Source organism: Acerihabitans arboris (assembly GCF_010131535.1).
GTDB lineage: Bacteria > Pseudomonadota > Gammaproteobacteria > Enterobacterales > Enterobacteriaceae > Acerihabitans > Acerihabitans arboris.
In genome coordinates this window covers 104,219-119,679 of record NZ_WUBS01000011.1, presented here as the reverse complement: position 1 = coordinate 119,679, position 15,461 = coordinate 104,219, and the positions used below count along the sequence as shown (strand labels likewise).

The window sequence follows — 15,461 nt, the reverse complement described above, 5'->3', positions numbered from 1 at the left end:
ATTTTTAGGGTACCTATAGCCGTGGGGAAACGGTGAGTTACGTATTCCGTTCACACAGACGGAATACGTAACTCACCTCATGGTAATCAGGAGAGATCATGGCAAAACTAAATAAAAACCTGGTGACGCTCGCCCGTCAGGCTGGTGGAAGTTTTAAAACGGTTTCCGACCGTATGAAAATTGCGGATCGGTTAGCCGACAGTTTATTAAAAATGAATATCCAGATTCGTGATGCCGGTAATTTAAAAACCAGTCATATCGCATTGTATGTGAGAAGTCGTCTGGCTGAAAAAATTTCGAAAAGAACCATGCAAAATGAAATGGCAGCGATACGTGCCGTTCTGCGCATGGCAGGAAAAACCTTCATGGCAAATCCCGCACACGAACTATTGAGCAATAACGCATTGGGTATTTCTGGGGCAAGCCGTGAAGGTACAAAAGCCGCGATTCCTAGTGATGTTTACGAAAGTGTTCTTGATAAAGTACGGGACGTTGATGCTGGGGCCGCTGTGGCAATGGAATTATCCCGCCATCTTGGGTTAAGAACTGAGGAAACGATTCAATCGGTGAAATCTTTAAAAACATGGCAAAAAGCTATCATCAATGGGCAGGAAAAAATACGCATAGTTTTTGGTACCAAAGGGGGGCGAGCAAGAGATACAACAATAATAGATAGGAATGCATTGATCAGAATAGTCAATAACGCAATAAAAATTGCCGAGGGTAACAATGGAAAATTAATTGACAAACCAGGTGTTCACCTGGCAATCGAACATTATCGTAATATTGTTAGAGATGCAGGACTAGTCGGAAAATATGCGCCTCACAGCTTACGCTATGCATACTCGCGAGACGCTACTGAGCACTATATCAAAAATGGATTTAGTCAGAAAGAGGCGGAAGCATTAGTCTCGATGGATCTTGGTCATGGTGATGGAAGAGGTCAATATGTTGCTCGGGTATATAACAAAGTGTGGGGTGAAGAGTAAAATTTCAGTCATATCATATAGATTAGCCGTTGCTTAATTTTACGGTGTTCTGGGCAAGTTACGGCTAAAACTGACCGTCGGCTAAGAGCGAAAAGCGGAAGTTAACTAATAATACCGATACAAGAGATAGACCTGTGATTCGATTAAACGTGGTGGGGGTACGTTTCCACTACATAATTTATCTTGTGAATTGGTGCCTATTTTCGGGTTTAAAGTAGGAGGATATTTAGCGAAAAAGGCCAGCCATATCTGCTCAGATAACGGTTATTGGCGCCATCCAGGCAGGTCATTGTCAAGGGTTTCGGAGTCCGTAAAAACAGCAACCCGAGGTGTGATACCAAGTCCAGGAGGGTAATTCAGAAATTCATCTGAAGTCTCATCGACCATCCAAGCTGAATCTTCATCAATTCTGGGAACCATGTAATGCACCATCGTTCGGCACATTCTGGAATCCGGCTTAAATCGAGAAATGGCCTCTATATTTTTCTGGCGACGCTTGTCGGCAACATCACCTTGCACATCCACATCAATGGCAATATGAGCAATGCCGGGTCCATAATTCATAAGCTGATCGTCGATTGTTTTCAGAAGTGAAGTAACATATTTCGAACGACCCTCAAAAGATGCTTCATTTACGCACCGCCAGGTCACAAGCGCAGCTTGGTGAACAAACTCAACGAATCGGTTGTCGCGGTCATCTGGTTCTGCCCGTGCATAGATATTGTAATATTCATCGCGCAGGGCAGTCCCCTTCATCAGACGAGCAAACTTAGTATTAAACATGATGGACCCATTAATCAGAATGTCTCTAAGCAGAGGGTAAAGACTGACGGGCCTCACTACACCCTGCCCATAAATATCATTCCAGGTGTAGATCTGTTTTCTATAGTGCTTGAGATGTTCATAAATATAATTATGGGGAACATCCTTTACCTCAGCTTTATAAGTAATATCCATCCATAGGTTGAATTTCTCAAGAATTTTCATCGTTTCTGTATGGTTTATTAATGCCCGATGATGCTGTTTTTCAATAGTCTCATATTTTCCTTTTTGTAACCTTTTACACTCGATATAAAAATCCTTGCCGCCTTGATTCCTGTATTTGAGATCCGGTGTTTTAGCAATACCTTTCTGTTCGGGTATAAATTCTACCTGATATCCCCTATTGGCATAATTTCCAGCTACAACCAGCTCAAACAAGGCAGTATCGGGGTAGACCGTTTCGTCTTCTAACATTCTCTTGGCACGATCCTTGGCACCTGGAATGGCATCAATGAGGTGGCAGTTTCTTCCAAGTTGCTTAACCCAGGGAATAATATTAGAAGCGATGCTGACGTCATAAACTCTCCGGTTGTCAAGTAATGATTTCGCCTGAGCAAAGAAGCTCGCGACAATATCATCCCCATAAAGCTTGATGTCAAAATCCTTGCCAAAATAGGCAGGATCATTTGTCGAAGTAATATATTTATATTGTGCTGTTTCAAGGCGTGATAGGAATGTACTTCTATTACCTTGCACTTGGCATAACCATTCAAGCCCAAGGGAAACGTACTCATCGTCCATGACACCAGTATGTTCAATGAATTTCATCAAAGTTCTCCATAATGATCATGCTCGGTATTATATACTTTAATAACGATTGAAGAAAATTGCTCATCGACCTACTTGAAGCAAAAAGTGGATTCTCTATCATCAAAAAACGAGAGTTAACGGCCAAAATTCAGCTGATGGTTACCTTCAATGGGGTTGAAAGTCTGATGTGGCGGAGCATGAAACCTACCTATGTACCTACGTACTGATCAGCTCTATTTAGATGAATATAGCATTAGGCTAGCAACACCCGCTTCTGGCACCTAGGTTAGCTGACTGTCCAATCTGATTTGATCCAGAGTAGCGAGGGTATCAGTTTCCCTCGGTAATCACATCAGTACATGTCGAACATACAGGGTTCCTCGCCTATAAGCGGAAAAACTTACCCTTGACGGTCTTGCCGGTTTTGCAGGAATTGTGTACGATTGATTTGCTAACGTTGTCTCCGACAACTGCCAATGTTCCGGTGATTTGAGAGGAACGCCTTCGGGTGATCACATGCCAATGCCATCATGACCTGAGAGATGGCGCTTTCGGGCGGTAAATCTGTTTAACCTTTGAAAACAGAGACCTTCGGGTTAAGGCTCACTTCACGATTTTCTCGACGACTCACCGCGGTATCCAATAGTCATACCAGTCATTTATCGTTTTACCCATCACGGGACCTAACTCCCGTGAGGAAAGGTTCCATTCATTTCTTTTGAAGGAGCCTGACCATGACATCTTCACGTTTAACGTGTGACCAACGGATCGATCTCTGCAACCACATCATCAGGCATGGTGTGGCTAGGGCATCATCAAACGTGCTGATCCCTGAGAGCGCTGAAGGCATCAGGGTGGATGAACATCGTACCGTCTGGCTGGTCGGCGGATACCCTAAATATGCCGTAGACCAAAGCAGGATGATCACTCACATCATCCACGGTGTGGAAAGTGGCTCATTCGCTCAGGCGATTGAACGCGCAGCGGTACGTCTTGGCTTGATCAAGGCATACGCTGAGCCCACTGGCCCCCAGTTGCTTATGTTGCTTGATGACATTACTCGGTTGGCGGGTATGAAGCCGTCGCTTTCCTGATTAACTCGCCCATGCGGGGAAATTTCCCCCGTTTTTTATTCTACCTCATGGCGTATTGCCATCACGTTTTTCACGTTTTCTTACCCTGCAGGGACGTTGCTCCCTATGGGCAGGTGTCCCTTTACGACGAGGATTATACTATGTCTTTATACAGCATCGACATCACCGTCGGGCGTATTCAAGCCTGTACCCGTTCAACTATCGAGTTCATCCTGCTCGTTTCCGAAATTGAGACGTCATTGCTGACGATTCGTGCGTTAGAACTGTGCGGTATTCCGGATGAGGTCGATATGGATGGTTTCACATTTCGGAGCGATGAAATAATTTGGATTGCTGAGCAGCTCGGGGAAGCCTACGAGTCCAATCTGATACCTGATTATCTTTTTCAAAAGTATGTCACTGAGCTCATTCTTCTTGGTCAAACTGTAGATGAAGATGCTTGGAATTATGGATTCCGTCACGGCGTGAAGTCTGCCTACGACTGCGATGACGGGTTTAACTGATTTAACCCACATATCACCCACGCGGGGAAATTTTCCCCCCGTTTGGGTGAAGGTTTCTCCGCTTCACTGTAGGAGAAGACCATGAGAATCATCATCTCTGCTTTACGTCACGCTGCTGTCACCCTGGATCGTCTTTCTGAGGCACTGGGGAGTCAGAACAGCGAGTGGTTCAATAATCGCACCGGTCAGCTGAGTTTCCGGCCGGAAGTCTTGCCGAATGGCAAGGGGTTGTTCACCGCAACGGTATCATGCCGAACCGGCTTTAGCTCCCGCGACTGGCAGATTCGAAAATACGCTACGTTCGGCCACTGGCGCTCTTCACGTAAGGCAATGAAAGCTGCACGTAGAATGGCACGGGAGTTGGCGTTGTATCGCTACGGTTTTAACTGATTTAACCCTCATTTCACCTACCCGGAGGAGCTGCCCTCCGGGGGCTTCTCCGCCAATTTTCAGGAGAAGTTATATGATTCGTTTTACCTCAACCAACCTGCGGCGCGCGCTCATGATGACGGGCGGTTGTCAGCGGCCTCTAATTTTGGAAAAGGCCTTTGGAATTTTTATCCGGGTGCCGGATGACAATAACCCAGGCGAGTGGCTCCGGGCTTACGCTGCAGGGTGCGATCCCCGTCATGATGATGACTGGGAAAAACACGCTAATGCACTGATCCCGGAAACGGAATATTCTTTTTTGACCTACATTTCCCAAGATAATTGGAATGCGGTTATTAACGAACATCACGATTTGTTTATGACACCCTCTGGTACTACCGTGCTGAAAGAAACCCGGCCGCCTGAAAAGGTGTGGGTTCGGGTAGCGGAATACCGCAACGGCATCGAGCGTTTGTTTGACCAGACACATCGACACTTCTGCGCCTGTGTTGGTCAACGCGAAATAGCCGCCTGGCGCCAAACGTCGTTATATGTGCTCGACCAGGTTATCAGGCTCGATTGCAAACGCGCCAAGCCTGACGATCGCGAACAGTTTGCCCGCGCAGTCGCAAGGATCAAAGACCGCATCAGCTCGGTAACCACCGAGGGTGAGGTCCGAACCTACTCTTTTATCCGTTAAATTTTTCCATTTAGCCATTATTGATAACCCTGGGTTGTTAACCAACGATTTTAAAAGACCCGGCGTTAATTATCCCTGCGGGACCTGTCCCTTTGGGATAAGTTTCGCCTTACAGGAGAATGCATATCATGGGTGAGTCAGTAAAGATTACCGATGCTAATATAATCCACCCAAAGATCACCGCCCGAGCGGTGACCTTTAACGAGCTTCATAAAAACAGCACGCTGGCTCAGGTGCTTTCCTCCTTTGCTCGACACCGCATTGTTTTTAAGTATGCCCAGGCGCTTAGCGAAGATTATCACGGCGACTTATGGCAAACATGGCTGCTATCGAACGGCGGGTGGTTTATGACCCCCAAAACTCAGCAGAATTATCATGTGTGCGTGCCGGGTAATTATTACGATGGCGCCATGACCGCTGAAACTTTTGGCATCACTATCTCGCTGTATGCCCAGGGAGAGATTTGCTGGACCACCGAGCGTGACGTTGATGTAGATGCCTATCATGCCCTGCGTGATTTTGCATTGGAGCATGTCGAGGCGGCGGCAATTTTGGCCGCCATCGACTAATCGAAAACCGATGATAGGGCAATAATCCTCATCTTTTAACGTCTGCTGGCATTATTTTTGCCGGCAATCATTATCCACCCTGAACGGGAGTTGTCCCGTCAGGGGATGACTCCCTTTTTTCATAGAAGGAGCATCATCATGAATCACTCGACAACATTGGCCAAACCCCCTAAACGCCATAAATCTTCTCGCCGGCCATCGGCTCGGGAGGATTTATACCAAACGGTAACCGACAAAATCATCGCCGCCCTGGAAAAGGGTACCGTGCCTTGGCGTAAGCCATGGCGATCGGCAGAAAAGCAGGTCGGCAGTTCGCTGCCGGCGAATGCAATCACGGGACGTGCGTACAGTGGGGTGAATATCCCGCTGTTGTGGATGGCCGCCGAGGAGCGTGGTTTTCGCTCCGATCGCTGGCTTACCTACAACCAGGCACAACAGGCCGGTGGCCAGGTGCTTAAAGGTGAGACCAGCAGCCTTGCCGTGGTGTTTAAGCCGTTTGAAAAACAGGCTGAAGATAACAACGGCAACAAGCTGTTTGATGACAAAGGCAAACCGCTAATGGAATCTCGCGCCATGCTGAGGTCTCTTCAGCTGTTCAATACGGAACAATGCGAAGGCCTGCCGGAGCAGATGGCGGGGCAACCGGCCAAACACATGACGCAGGAGGAAACCGACACGCTCAGTGCGCCGGTGATGAACCGGGTGTTGGCCATATTCAACGCCAGCGGCGTGAAGTCCACCTCGCTGAGACAAAATCGGGCGTATTACTGGCCGGCAAGGGACGAAATTGTGATGCCCATGCCCAGCCAGTTTTTTACCGAAGCGGATTATTGGTCCACCTTGCTTCACGAACTGGTCCACGCCAGTGGCCATGAGACACGTCTCAACCGCGAAGGCATCACGTCCTCAACGCGAAAGTTTGGCGATCCGATTTATTGCGTCGAGGAGTTGATAGCGGAAATGGGCAGCGCGTTTCTTTGTGCCGAGCTCGGCGTGTACGGCGAGGTGCAACATGACAGTTACGTTGCCGGTTGGCTCAAGCATCTCCAAGCGGACAAAAAGGCGTTGTTCCGGGCCTGCCGACAGGCGCGCGAGGCCACAGAGTTCCTTCTTAACCCACAGACCGATGCGGGTCAGGTATTGCCGGCCGCAAAAGTGGCCTGACATCAGCGGCATTTTTTCACCTGAATAAGGCGATAAGCTGATTGCCGCCCGGCAGGCTGGCACAACTTTAACGAGAGCCAGCCACCTGGAGTGCGGGTGCTAGTCATCCTGTAACAACATTACCCATCGGGGGAGACCTGCCCCCGGTGGGCGGCTCCCTCTTTTTTATGTCCAAAAGAGGAGCAGTAACTATGTTTGAATGGTGCAAAAATCGTCTGGAAATCACCGGTCGTTCTGTTTTTGTTGATGTCATGCAGCAGTGGGTGACGGGACAGGAAATACCTCAGTACCGCCATGCGGTCCAACAGAGTATTCGGCTGTTTCTGGCCGGCGCGGCGGGGATACTAAAACCGGTGAAACCGATGGAGTATCGCCCTTTCCCTGGGCTGGTTTCTCACGGTACCGGCTCGGCGGTGGCGCAGAACCAGGCGTTTCAATACTGGCTGGAGTTGCTGCAACAGGATCCAGCGTTCAATGCGGAGGTTATCCGCCAGATTGATCGCATCTACCTGCAGTCGGGTATCGCGTCGGTAAAATGGGAGTCTCTTCCCGTCGACGCGCGCCAGGTAATGACGCAGCTCATGGTGCGTCAATACGCTGACTGGTTTGGTGTGGCCAACTGGTCATATTACATCGATGGCAGCGCGTGCTGGGAGCGACTGGGGATAATGCCGGAATGTGCCTGCAACTGCGACATGTTGATGGTGCTTCCTTCACGCCTGGCCGCAGAGCTAAACGGCAATGGCCGGCTGTTGGCCGGAATACCCACCACCGGCAGTCTTTATAGCCAACTTTATGGTACCGAGTGGCCGTCAGGCCACAACGTTCTCTGGTATCGAGACCGGATCAACAGCCTGCGGCTGGAGTTTGATACGCCGTCATACCCGCCGTCCAGCGAAGTGATGGGGGAGCTTTCGGCCGTTTTCGACTGTGAAATCCGTCATTGGTACCAAGAGCCGGTCAATGGCATTCGTGGCTATGACTGTTTTGACCGCGGGGACCATGTAGATAGCGCAGAGTATGGCGCCGGTCCGTTATCTAACGCGCTGAGTCCTTACCCTGCTGAATCCACGTTGGTTGCCGAACAGGGAAGTCTGTTGCTCAGCAAGGAGGCGTAACGTGATAGCTGGCCATCCTGCCTTATATCCCGTGGCAAAATGTGACATTCAACCGGAAGAGATTTATCGGTATGTCGTGTGCAGTACGGCTCACCTGACTGAACTTGACGGCGAGTTGTTGCACTGGTTGAGTCACCAACGGTGCGAGTGGGGCGACGCCGAATGGATACACTTCACCGGCACCGGTTATCTGATCCGTTTAAGCGCCTTTAGCTACCCGCTGCTGGTACTTAAGCGCCGAGGATTATCCCGTTCGGCACGCAGGGTGATCTCGGTGCTGATGACGCGGTTCGGCGTCTCACTGGTGCACTTCGACTGCTGTGGCGAGGTGTTAAGCGGGTTTGAGATCCATGACTGGTAACTATTCCATTCTGCGAGACTGAAACGTAAACCACCCCCGGGGGAAATGTATCCCCGGGTGATTTTCCCTTTGTCATCGTGAGGGGAAAATCATCATCGGCAGTTGTCTTTCATCTGCCACATACCGGGACGTTGTCCCGTCATTAAACCAGCCTGAAAGGGGGAATACCCCCTTCAGGGCGTATTTCCCCTATGGAGATGCGTTATGGCCATATTGGTCAACTACAAAAATCGATTTATTTCATTGTTTAATGAAACCGCCCGCTACCATCATCGGCTGCGGGTTTTTCGTGATTTTATTACCCTGGCGGCAGCATCGATTCATAACGGTATTCGTTTCGATGAGATGCTTGAGCAGGAATACAGGGAGACCATCCGCCACTATGAGGCAACAGATGCCGATCGCATGGCGCAACTGTTGGCTGAGGTCGTTATGGGGCTTGAAAACGAAGGCGGCGATTTTCTGGGTTCACTTTTTATGCAGCTAGAACTCGGCGACGCAGGGCGCGGCCAATTTTTTACCCCGATGTCCGTTTCAAGAATGATGGCAGAAATACAGATGGCTGACGTCGAGAAATTGCTTGAGGAAAAGCCGTATATTACCGTTTACGAGCCAGCCTGTGGTTCTGCCGGCATGCTCCTGGCTATTGCTGAAGTGATTAAGGACAAAGGCTTTAACCCCGCCAGATGTCTCTGGGTGTCCTGTACGGATATCGATTCGGTGGCCTCCGGGATGGCCTATATCCAGCTTTCCCTTATGGGGATTGCCGGGGAAGTGGTCACCGGGAATGCGTTAAGCGGAGAACGTCGACGCATAATGTATACGCCGGTGCATTGGCTTGAGAACTGGCCAATGCGTTTTAAAAGTTCTCTTCAAACATCAGTATAATTTACTGCCTCCGCTGTGCGGAGGCTTTTTTATCGATTTGCTGAGGTGGAAAAATTAACGGGAAGATAGCATCAAATTTTTATATTTGAAACATGTTGTGCCTTGGCATATTTCATCGAGATTTATCGTCTCGGTTCCCAAGGTCGCTTTACTATGACGTAATTCCATATTGCCGGCTGCGGGTGTGATAAGTTTTCCCACGGTAAATCCAGCTTTTTCTGTCATGATTTCAGTGCGCGTGGATTCAAAAAAGCCATCATAGGTCTTGGCTGAAACGACCTTACCCAAATCTTCTTTACTGACAACAGTGATTGTTGCCTTTTTCATAAATGATTTATCTAATTCATTTTCATAAAAACCAAACAAAAATATAAATAAAAAAAGAAGCATATACAAACCAAAAATACTCTCTAATAGAGATAATCGAAAATTTAACATTTTAAGTTCCTTTAGACATAATAAGGTTGATTGTTCAAATTATTAATTGCATGCACTCGCCCATTAGTTGTTGTCCTGTCGTCCCTCAGATATCCCTCAGCCTTTTAAAAATCGCCGCTTCCAGGCGTAGTGCGGTCAACGTTACGGGTTTTAGCGATTCCGGCGTGGTGTTGTACTGGCGCCGCGTCAGGTGCATGTGTTCGGCCTTGGTGATGAGTATCAAGTTATCGGGGAAGACATTCTGCTTATTGCCGTCGATGAACCGCACGACCATTCCGCGCGGCCGGGGGCCATTAGCTGCTTCCCATACGAGATGATGCTTGAACGCCCAGGTATTTGGCTCAGCGGTCTTTACCTGGATGTAGCCGTCTACATCAGTGATTTCGGTACCAACAGGCTTCCAGTTCGCCGGCCGTTGGCCTTTTTTGAAGGTGCCGGCATTATGTGTACCCTTCTGCGCGCCCGAGCCCGGATCGCGAACGTGCCCCTTTTCAAAACACCCGGTGCGCCCGGTCTTGAGACCGAAACGCAGGCACGCGCGTTTGATCATTTCTGCCGTGATATCGGTGCCAAAGTGTTCGTTGAACATCCTAGCCAGCTCGGCGCGCGGTAATGCGGAATGCCATTTGAGCCAAAGCTTTTGCTCAGCCGTGTAGACCTGGGCCGGGCGTTTCATTTGTTGCCAACTCTGAGCACGTCCGGTTTATCCTCCGGTTTGATTCCGCCCATCGCTTCCTGCGCATCCAATACCAGACGCGCGTTCGCGATGATTTCCTTCGATACCGCCGTGACGGCCTTGGTCCGACAAATTTCCTCTTTAAGTTTTTCGCCTGCCAGCGATTCTTCCGACAGGCGTTCAAGCTGTGCGAACAGGTGATTGTTTAAGTCTGACAGGCTGTTTTTCATATAAGCCCTCTCTACAGTGAAGTGATATTCCCCGCAGGATCTTCATGCGGGGGCATTATTTAAAAGGTGTAGGTCAGCTGTGCGACGACACCGTAGGTGCGGCCACTGCCAACCAGGCCGGTAAGGTCGAGATGAACCACATCGAACGGTGACAGGCCGATACCGGCGGTGAAGGCATTGTTGTCGCTATTGCGCATATCGGCACGATAGCCGGCACGCAGTTGGGCCCATGACCAGGCGTTCAATTCGGCGCCGATGCCGGCATACTGGCTTTTTTCCTCCGAGGCAAAACCGCTGGCCGGGGTCAGGTCAATATCCAGGGCGGTCGTCACGATGCCATTGCTCCATGCTGTACCGACGGTGGCCTGGGGCCTGACTTTAAAGCTGTCCTTGATACCATTGATTTCCTTGGTTTCCACGCTGCGCGCCACCAGGTTCTGCGCCACCAGGCCCACCGTCCATTCGGATGAGAGGTTAGTGGCCAATCCCACATCGACATTGCCGCCGGTCTCACTGCGTTCATAATCGCCGCCACGAAAATCAGACGTGCTGAAGTTGTTGATGGCGACGTTGTAGTTATAGGTCGAGACGCGTTGAACCTTGGGCGTGACCCCCACCGAAACCGGATGCCCGGCCAGGTCGAATTGATGCGCTACCGAAACACCGTATTCTGTGACCAAGGCGGCCAGACCCTCTGCGCGCGAGGTCAGCTTATCGAGATCTGCCTGGGTGGGTTGAATGGCGCCGGAGCCCACGGCATCGAGATAGGCGAGGTCGCTTTGGGTAACCGTTGCTTTGGCATTGGCGGTGCCCCATCCTTTGGCCACAAAAGCAAAGGGTAACGTGGCGTTCGGTACGGCGATCGCCGCTGAGGCGGCGGCTTCGGCTTTTCCCTGGTGCCCGGAAATGTCCTGCAGTTTTTGTTTCAGGTTCGTGGCCGAGCTGTCGGCACCGGTTCCGTCGCCGGCTTGGGCGTCGAAGGCGTCCCAGGCTGATTTGACGTCATCAAAGCCGTCGACAAGATTGTCCGGATCCGACACGCGAGCACCCACCGACGGCAGAATGATGCTGAGGTCATCTTTTGGGCCGAATTGGGTTAACAGGGCAGGGTTGACCAGGGGAGCCGAACCATAATGGGCGGATGCCACGCCGGTTCCGCCCATGGCGTCGTTGCGCGCCTCGGCCCAGGTGCCAGCCGCCAGTGCGGACGCGGAAAGCGTCAACAGGCCGGTGGAAAACAGACTGCGGGTAATCAAATTTGCTTTCATCATCTATTCCTTATTGCATGATTAATATTATTTAGGCAAAAGAATGCCCCGATGCTGGAGCACCATTAATTGAAACTTTATTTACTGAATGACAGAGTTAATTATTCAAAGTTGTTTTTTATCTGTGAGAGCCATTCCTCGGTTGCATATTTTTCAGGTAGCAGGATGGGCTGTATTTCTTCCGTCTGCCAATTGAGCGCTGTGGGTTCGCTGTTTATTTTATCCACTGCCATAATGGGCAGTGTTTTCCCATAAGAAAGCAGGTTGAATACGCCGGAACCGATCGCCTGAGTTCGGATGTGTGCCGTTCCATTTTTAAATAAATATCCGCAAAAGGTCATAAAATCCAGAAAAGGGTGTTGGTGTATCTCCGCAATAGATTGCTCGCCAAAACATTGCGCGACGCGCAGGGTAAAACCATTGATGACCCGATAATAAATAAGGATCACGCCTACCCAGGTGTCGGTTGAAAACATATCCACGGGTGGCGTCAAATCACCGCGATATAACATAATTTCTGGCGTATAGCCGGCTGCATTTTCGGCGATTTTATCGCGTAACGCGAACGCCAGTTCATGCCAATCGGTAATAGAGCAGGGCGTCACTATCTGGTGAGTCGCCTCTCCCCGCAGCCAGCCTAGACTGACGGAGAACCAGGCCGATATCGCCGTGAGGATCTCGGTGGTCAGATAGTCCAGGGTGCGCTCGCGGCTTTCCAACACGCTAAGACCAATATTCCAAGGAGACAGCAGGGTGGCCACGTCGGTCACGCTTAAGCCGTGGGCATCCATCACCAACTGGAAACGTTCAAGCACCTGCGTGGCCCGGGTTTGGAACGGCGACAGGGTTTGGCGAATAACGCCCTCAATCAGGATATTGATAAACTCGGACGATGAAATGCCGAGTTTTGCCGACACATGCGCGACATATTCACGAATACCCGGTTTGAACCTTACCGCGAGCGGAGCCCCGGATTTATTGCTTTCTTTTGCGGCGAGACTCAGTAACGCGTTGAGCTTATCGTCCTGCTCAAGGGCCAGGCGCGACAGCACTGATGTAACGGTAAGATCCATTTGTTTCCTCGAAAATAGACTAAAATGATGATTTAACTGATATTTTATGTTCTGTATTCACTGTGAATACGATAACGATTGATGACCCAGTTGTATAACGCACAATTTCGATCGTTCAGATCGACGCTGTTTATGTAGTTATTGTGAATACCGGTCGGTAAGGGCGGTAGAGTTAATTATTTATCCGTCGGTGATAATTCTTTTCGTCGGCGGATAACGACTACCGCACCACGTTCGGCAGGGGTAAACCAGCGCCATTCTCTCAACCAGGTATCGATTTGCAGTCCAACTCGCTCAGTACGTCCCACTGGCCGTTTAATGACATGAAACAGATAGTGCCTGGCGGGGAAATAGCGTCGTAGCCTGGCGATACGGTTTGGCCCGAACAGATGGGAGGACATGACTACAGGTAGAGCGCTGTCATCAAGTGACAGCCTGATCGTTGCGAGCAGCGACTGCCAGAGCAGACTAAGGCATCTGAGGCTCGGCCGGCCGGTGCTAAGCCAGGGATTAAGATGCAGCCAGTAACGATTTCGCTTTTTTATTAGCAGAAACACCGGCTTTCTGAACCGCGACATCATGCAGGACACTGGACGTAGCAGCAGCGGGGCCAAAAATAAAATGCTCAGGATAAGTAAACTTTGCAGGGTAAAGAAAGAAGAGGTGATGGTCGTTGCAAGAACGGCACATAGCGCCGCCCAGCAGACAGTGGTTAGCGCCGTAATGCCCGTATCGTTTTTCATGCCTGAGGCCCTCGTTAACGAAAAACGCATTCACGCACAACGTCGAACTGAGCGCCTGTAAAAACTCTTCATGCAGATCTGAAAAATAGATCAAGGATTTTATCGGCAAAACGGATAGCGAGTTTCCCCTTGCTGAACAGGCGCTACAACATGGCGTAATGTCTCTTTCCTGATGATTGGGGTGGAGGCACCCATGCTAAAATGGATGGCCGGCAAACTGAACTTGGCCAAGGACGGGCTGCCGCCGGCAGCGCCGATATCCAACTGTGCCGGGTCCGGTGGTGGGTATCCCCCGTTAAACGCGGACGACCTGCTCGCCGTGGGCAGCCGCAAACGATCGCTGCAGCAACTGTGGGACAACAGTCCGTTTTCGCGCCCGGTGTTTGACGCGTTCTGGTTAACGCCGGTCAGGGCGTTGGCCGTCAGGCTGCAGCAGCTCCCAGCCGCGCAAAGCGGCCCTTATGCCCGCGAGGGTGGGATGCTGGATGAAGCCCTCGACGTGGGGCTGTGCGCCGTGCGGTTGTCACGCGGCTGGATGCTGCCGCCCGGCGCCGCGCCAGAGGAGCAGGCCGCGCAGGGCGCCGCCTGGTGCACGGCGATCTTCTGGGCCGCGTTGCTGCATGATGTAGGTGCCCTCAATGCAATGGCGGCCTTTTATGACGACGGCACCCGCTGGTATCCGGGGATAGCTGTCCCTTCCGCGCCCTGGCGGCTCAGGTTTAGCCAGGATAACCAGGAGGGCGCCGTGCGTGCTGCCCTGGTTGCTTATCGTCTGCTGCCTGACGAAGGTCTGCGCTGGTTAGCGCGTTGGCCTGCGGTAGTGGATATGCTGCTGGTGTATTTGTCGGGGAATAAGCCGGCGGGTAAGATACTGCACGCCGCCGTGAATGAAGCTCGTCAAAAATGTGGCCTGCTGGCACCAGAGCTTGTTCCGTCACCCGCGCTGGCGCCAGTGGAAACGACTGACGCCATACCTCAGAATGAGGCAAAATCTTTTCCTGAACATGCGCTGCCAAATCCAACTCAGTCTCCTGTTGCAACGTTTACAAAGAGTTATTCTCATTCTCAAGCTTCGGATATCGCTTCAAGCGCGCCGGCGCTGGTCTCTGCTATTGAGCAAAATGAACCAGCAAACGATGCTGAAAATGAACTTACCAGGGCACAGGAAACCGGATGTACTCCTGGGGAACTGCTGAACATACTGGATCAACTGACGATTGAAGGGGGCGGGGTTTCCCAGGGAAATATGTCGACACCCGACACCACCGCGCTGATGGTGTCGTCTGATGACGCGCAGTGTCCCCCATCTCCTACGGTGGCGACGTTATCGCCGGGTGAACAGTTCTGGCAATGGCTGGTGTCGTCGGTGGCCGACGCTAGCTTGACCGTCAATGCCTCAGACAGCTTGCTACATGTGATGGTGCAGTATGTTTTTGTTCAGTCGCCGGAATGCTTTTACCGATATTTAGCCGCAGAGCACCGCACTGAAACGGGGAAGAATGATATTCAGAAAAACTTTGAAGCGTTAAACCACCATTATTCACGAAACGGTAAAGGTCTTTATATTTATCGACGCTATGAGAACGAAAAGAGGGAAGGCCGTTTTACCAAAATATCCGGCTATATGATCCCGCTGAGGCTTATTTTTACCCAGGAGGTTAACCTCTCCGACAGCCCTTGGCTGTCACCTAACAAATAAACATCTA

At 50.6% G+C, this 15,461-nt stretch carries 18 protein-coding genes; 11 read left to right on the top strand and 7 right to left on the bottom strand.

Annotation, left to right across the window (positions count from 1 at the left end; genetic code table 11):
- The first annotated feature begins 98 nt into the window (after positions 1–98).
- Entirely contained in the window at positions 99–989 is an 891-nt protein-coding gene (locus tag GRH90_RS16020) for an integrase domain-containing protein (RefSeq protein ID WP_162366963.1), read from the top strand.
- 264 nt (positions 990–1,253) lie between these two features.
- Here GRH90_RS16020 and GRH90_RS16015 read toward each other — a convergent pair whose 3' ends face one another.
- Positions 1,254–2,579 (bottom strand): hypothetical protein, encoded by a 1,326-nt coding sequence (locus GRH90_RS16015; protein WP_246236091.1) that lies wholly within the window; start codon positions 2,577–2,579, stop codon positions 1,254–1,256.
- A 716-nt stretch (positions 2,580–3,295) separates the two neighbouring features.
- Between GRH90_RS16015 and GRH90_RS16010 the strand changes: the two genes are divergently transcribed.
- The 9 genes from GRH90_RS16010 to GRH90_RS15970 all read left to right on the top strand — a co-directional run bounded on the left by GRH90_RS16010 (position 3,296) and on the right by GRH90_RS15970 (position 9,327).
- A complete protein-coding gene (locus tag GRH90_RS16010) occupies positions 3,296–3,655 on the top strand; it encodes a hypothetical protein (protein WP_162366962.1) in 360 nt (119 codons plus the stop codon).
- Between the two features lie 140 nt (positions 3,656–3,795).
- On the top strand, positions 3,796–4,158 hold the full coding sequence (locus GRH90_RS16005; protein ID WP_162366961.1) for a hypothetical protein: 363 nt from the start codon (positions 3,796–3,798) through the stop codon (positions 4,156–4,158).
- 81 nt (positions 4,159–4,239) lie between these two features.
- Entirely contained in the window at positions 4,240–4,548 is a 309-nt protein-coding gene (locus GRH90_RS16000) for a hypothetical protein (protein ID WP_162366960.1), read from the top strand.
- 73 nt (positions 4,549–4,621) lie between these two features.
- A complete protein-coding gene (locus GRH90_RS15995) occupies positions 4,622–5,227 on the top strand; it encodes a hypothetical protein (protein ID WP_162366959.1) in 606 nt (201 codons plus the stop codon).
- Positions 5,228–5,355: 128 nt separating this feature from the next.
- Positions 5,356–5,796, top strand: coding sequence for an antirestriction protein (locus GRH90_RS15990; RefSeq protein WP_162366958.1), 441 nt, complete (start codon positions 5,356–5,358; stop codon positions 5,794–5,796).
- A 138-nt stretch (positions 5,797–5,934) separates the two neighbouring features.
- Positions 5,935–6,960, top strand: coding sequence for an ArdC family protein (locus GRH90_RS15985; protein ID WP_162366957.1), 1,026 nt, complete (start codon positions 5,935–5,937; stop codon positions 6,958–6,960).
- Positions 6,961–7,151: 191 nt separating this feature from the next.
- On the top strand, positions 7,152–8,078 hold the full coding sequence (locus GRH90_RS15980; RefSeq protein ID WP_162366956.1) for a DUF1281 domain-containing protein: 927 nt from the start codon (positions 7,152–7,154) through the stop codon (positions 8,076–8,078).
- Between the two features lie 76 nt (positions 8,079–8,154).
- Positions 8,155–8,439, top strand: a complete 285-nt coding sequence (locus GRH90_RS26535) for a DUF5983 family protein (protein WP_178113170.1) — start codon at positions 8,155–8,157, stop codon at positions 8,437–8,439.
- A gap of 204 nt (positions 8,440–8,643) precedes the next feature.
- Entirely contained in the window at positions 8,644–9,327 is a 684-nt protein-coding gene (locus GRH90_RS15970; protein WP_162366955.1) for an N-6 DNA methylase, read from the top strand.
- Positions 9,328–9,381: 54 nt separating this feature from the next.
- On the opposite strand, the gene GRH90_RS15965 is transcribed toward GRH90_RS15970, so the two are convergent.
- From GRH90_RS15965 to GRH90_RS15940, 6 genes are all read right to left on the bottom strand, one after another.
- Positions 9,382–9,765, bottom strand: coding sequence for a hypothetical protein (locus GRH90_RS15965; RefSeq protein ID WP_162366954.1), 384 nt, complete (start codon positions 9,763–9,765; stop codon positions 9,382–9,384).
- A gap of 85 nt (positions 9,766–9,850) precedes the next feature.
- Positions 9,851–10,441 carry an HNH endonuclease signature motif containing protein gene (locus GRH90_RS15960; protein WP_162366953.1) on the bottom strand — a complete coding sequence of 197 codons (591 nt, stop codon included), beginning with the start codon at positions 10,439–10,441 and terminating at the stop codon, positions 9,851–9,853.
- A complete protein-coding gene (locus GRH90_RS15955; protein ID WP_162366952.1) occupies positions 10,438–10,671 on the bottom strand; it encodes a hypothetical protein in 234 nt (77 codons plus the stop codon). Before GRH90_RS15955 ends, GRH90_RS15960 begins: the two co-directional genes overlap by 4 nt.
- A gap of 59 nt (positions 10,672–10,730) precedes the next feature.
- Positions 10,731–11,939 (bottom strand): conjugal transfer protein TraF, encoded by a 1,209-nt coding sequence (locus GRH90_RS15950; protein WP_376766088.1) that lies wholly within the window; start codon positions 11,937–11,939, stop codon positions 10,731–10,733.
- 101 nt (positions 11,940–12,040) lie between these two features.
- Positions 12,041–13,012 carry a hypothetical protein gene (locus tag GRH90_RS15945; RefSeq protein ID WP_162366950.1) on the bottom strand — a complete coding sequence of 324 codons (972 nt, stop codon included), beginning with the start codon at positions 13,010–13,012 and terminating at the stop codon, positions 12,041–12,043.
- A 176-nt stretch (positions 13,013–13,188) separates the two neighbouring features.
- A complete protein-coding gene (locus GRH90_RS15940) occupies positions 13,189–13,755 on the bottom strand; it encodes a hypothetical protein (protein ID WP_162366949.1) in 567 nt (188 codons plus the stop codon).
- A 193-nt stretch (positions 13,756–13,948) separates the two neighbouring features.
- Between GRH90_RS15940 and GRH90_RS26280 the strand changes: the two genes are divergently transcribed.
- Positions 13,949–15,454, top strand: coding sequence for a TraI domain-containing protein (locus GRH90_RS26280; protein ID WP_246236089.1), 1,506 nt, complete (start codon positions 13,949–13,951; stop codon positions 15,452–15,454).
- Positions 15,455–15,461: the final 7 nt, after the last annotated feature.

Excerpts from the sequence above, each read along its gene's own strand:
- GRH90_RS16020 (WP_162366963.1), top strand. The coding sequence starts at position 99 with ATGGCAAAACTAAATAAAAACCTGGTGACGCTCGCCCGTCAGGCTGGT.
- GRH90_RS16015 (WP_246236091.1), bottom strand. The coding sequence starts at position 2,579 with ATGAAATTCATTGAACATACTGGTGTCATGGACGATGAGTACGTTTCC.
- GRH90_RS16010 (WP_162366962.1), top strand. The coding sequence starts at position 3,296 with ATGACATCTTCACGTTTAACGTGTGACCAACGGATCGATCTCTGCAAC.
- GRH90_RS16005 (WP_162366961.1), top strand. The coding sequence starts at position 3,796 with ATGTCTTTATACAGCATCGACATCACCGTCGGGCGTATTCAAGCCTGT.
- GRH90_RS16000 (WP_162366960.1), top strand. The coding sequence starts at position 4,240 with ATGAGAATCATCATCTCTGCTTTACGTCACGCTGCTGTCACCCTGGAT.
- GRH90_RS15995 (WP_162366959.1), top strand. The coding sequence starts at position 4,622 with ATGATTCGTTTTACCTCAACCAACCTGCGGCGCGCGCTCATGATGACG.
- GRH90_RS15990 (WP_162366958.1), top strand. The coding sequence starts at position 5,356 with ATGGGTGAGTCAGTAAAGATTACCGATGCTAATATAATCCACCCAAAG.
- GRH90_RS15985 (WP_162366957.1), top strand. The coding sequence starts at position 5,935 with ATGAATCACTCGACAACATTGGCCAAACCCCCTAAACGCCATAAATCT.
- GRH90_RS15980 (WP_162366956.1), top strand. The coding sequence starts at position 7,152 with ATGTTTGAATGGTGCAAAAATCGTCTGGAAATCACCGGTCGTTCTGTT.
- GRH90_RS15970 (WP_162366955.1), top strand. The coding sequence starts at position 8,644 with ATGGCCATATTGGTCAACTACAAAAATCGATTTATTTCATTGTTTAAT.
- GRH90_RS15965 (WP_162366954.1), bottom strand. The coding sequence starts at position 9,765 with ATGTTAAATTTTCGATTATCTCTATTAGAGAGTATTTTTGGTTTGTAT.
- GRH90_RS15960 (WP_162366953.1), bottom strand. The coding sequence starts at position 10,441 with ATGAAACGCCCGGCCCAGGTCTACACGGCTGAGCAAAAGCTTTGGCTC.
- GRH90_RS15955 (WP_162366952.1), bottom strand. The coding sequence starts at position 10,671 with ATGAAAAACAGCCTGTCAGACTTAAACAATCACCTGTTCGCACAGCTT.
- GRH90_RS15950 (WP_376766088.1), bottom strand. The coding sequence starts at position 11,939 with ATGAAAGCAAATTTGATTACCCGCAGTCTGTTTTCCACCGGCCTGTTG.
- GRH90_RS15945 (WP_162366950.1), bottom strand. The coding sequence starts at position 13,012 with ATGGATCTTACCGTTACATCAGTGCTGTCGCGCCTGGCCCTTGAGCAG.
- GRH90_RS15940 (WP_162366949.1), bottom strand. The coding sequence starts at position 13,755 with ATGAAAAACGATACGGGCATTACGGCGCTAACCACTGTCTGCTGGGCG.
- GRH90_RS26280 (WP_246236089.1), top strand. The coding sequence starts at position 13,949 with ATGCTAAAATGGATGGCCGGCAAACTGAACTTGGCCAAGGACGGGCTG.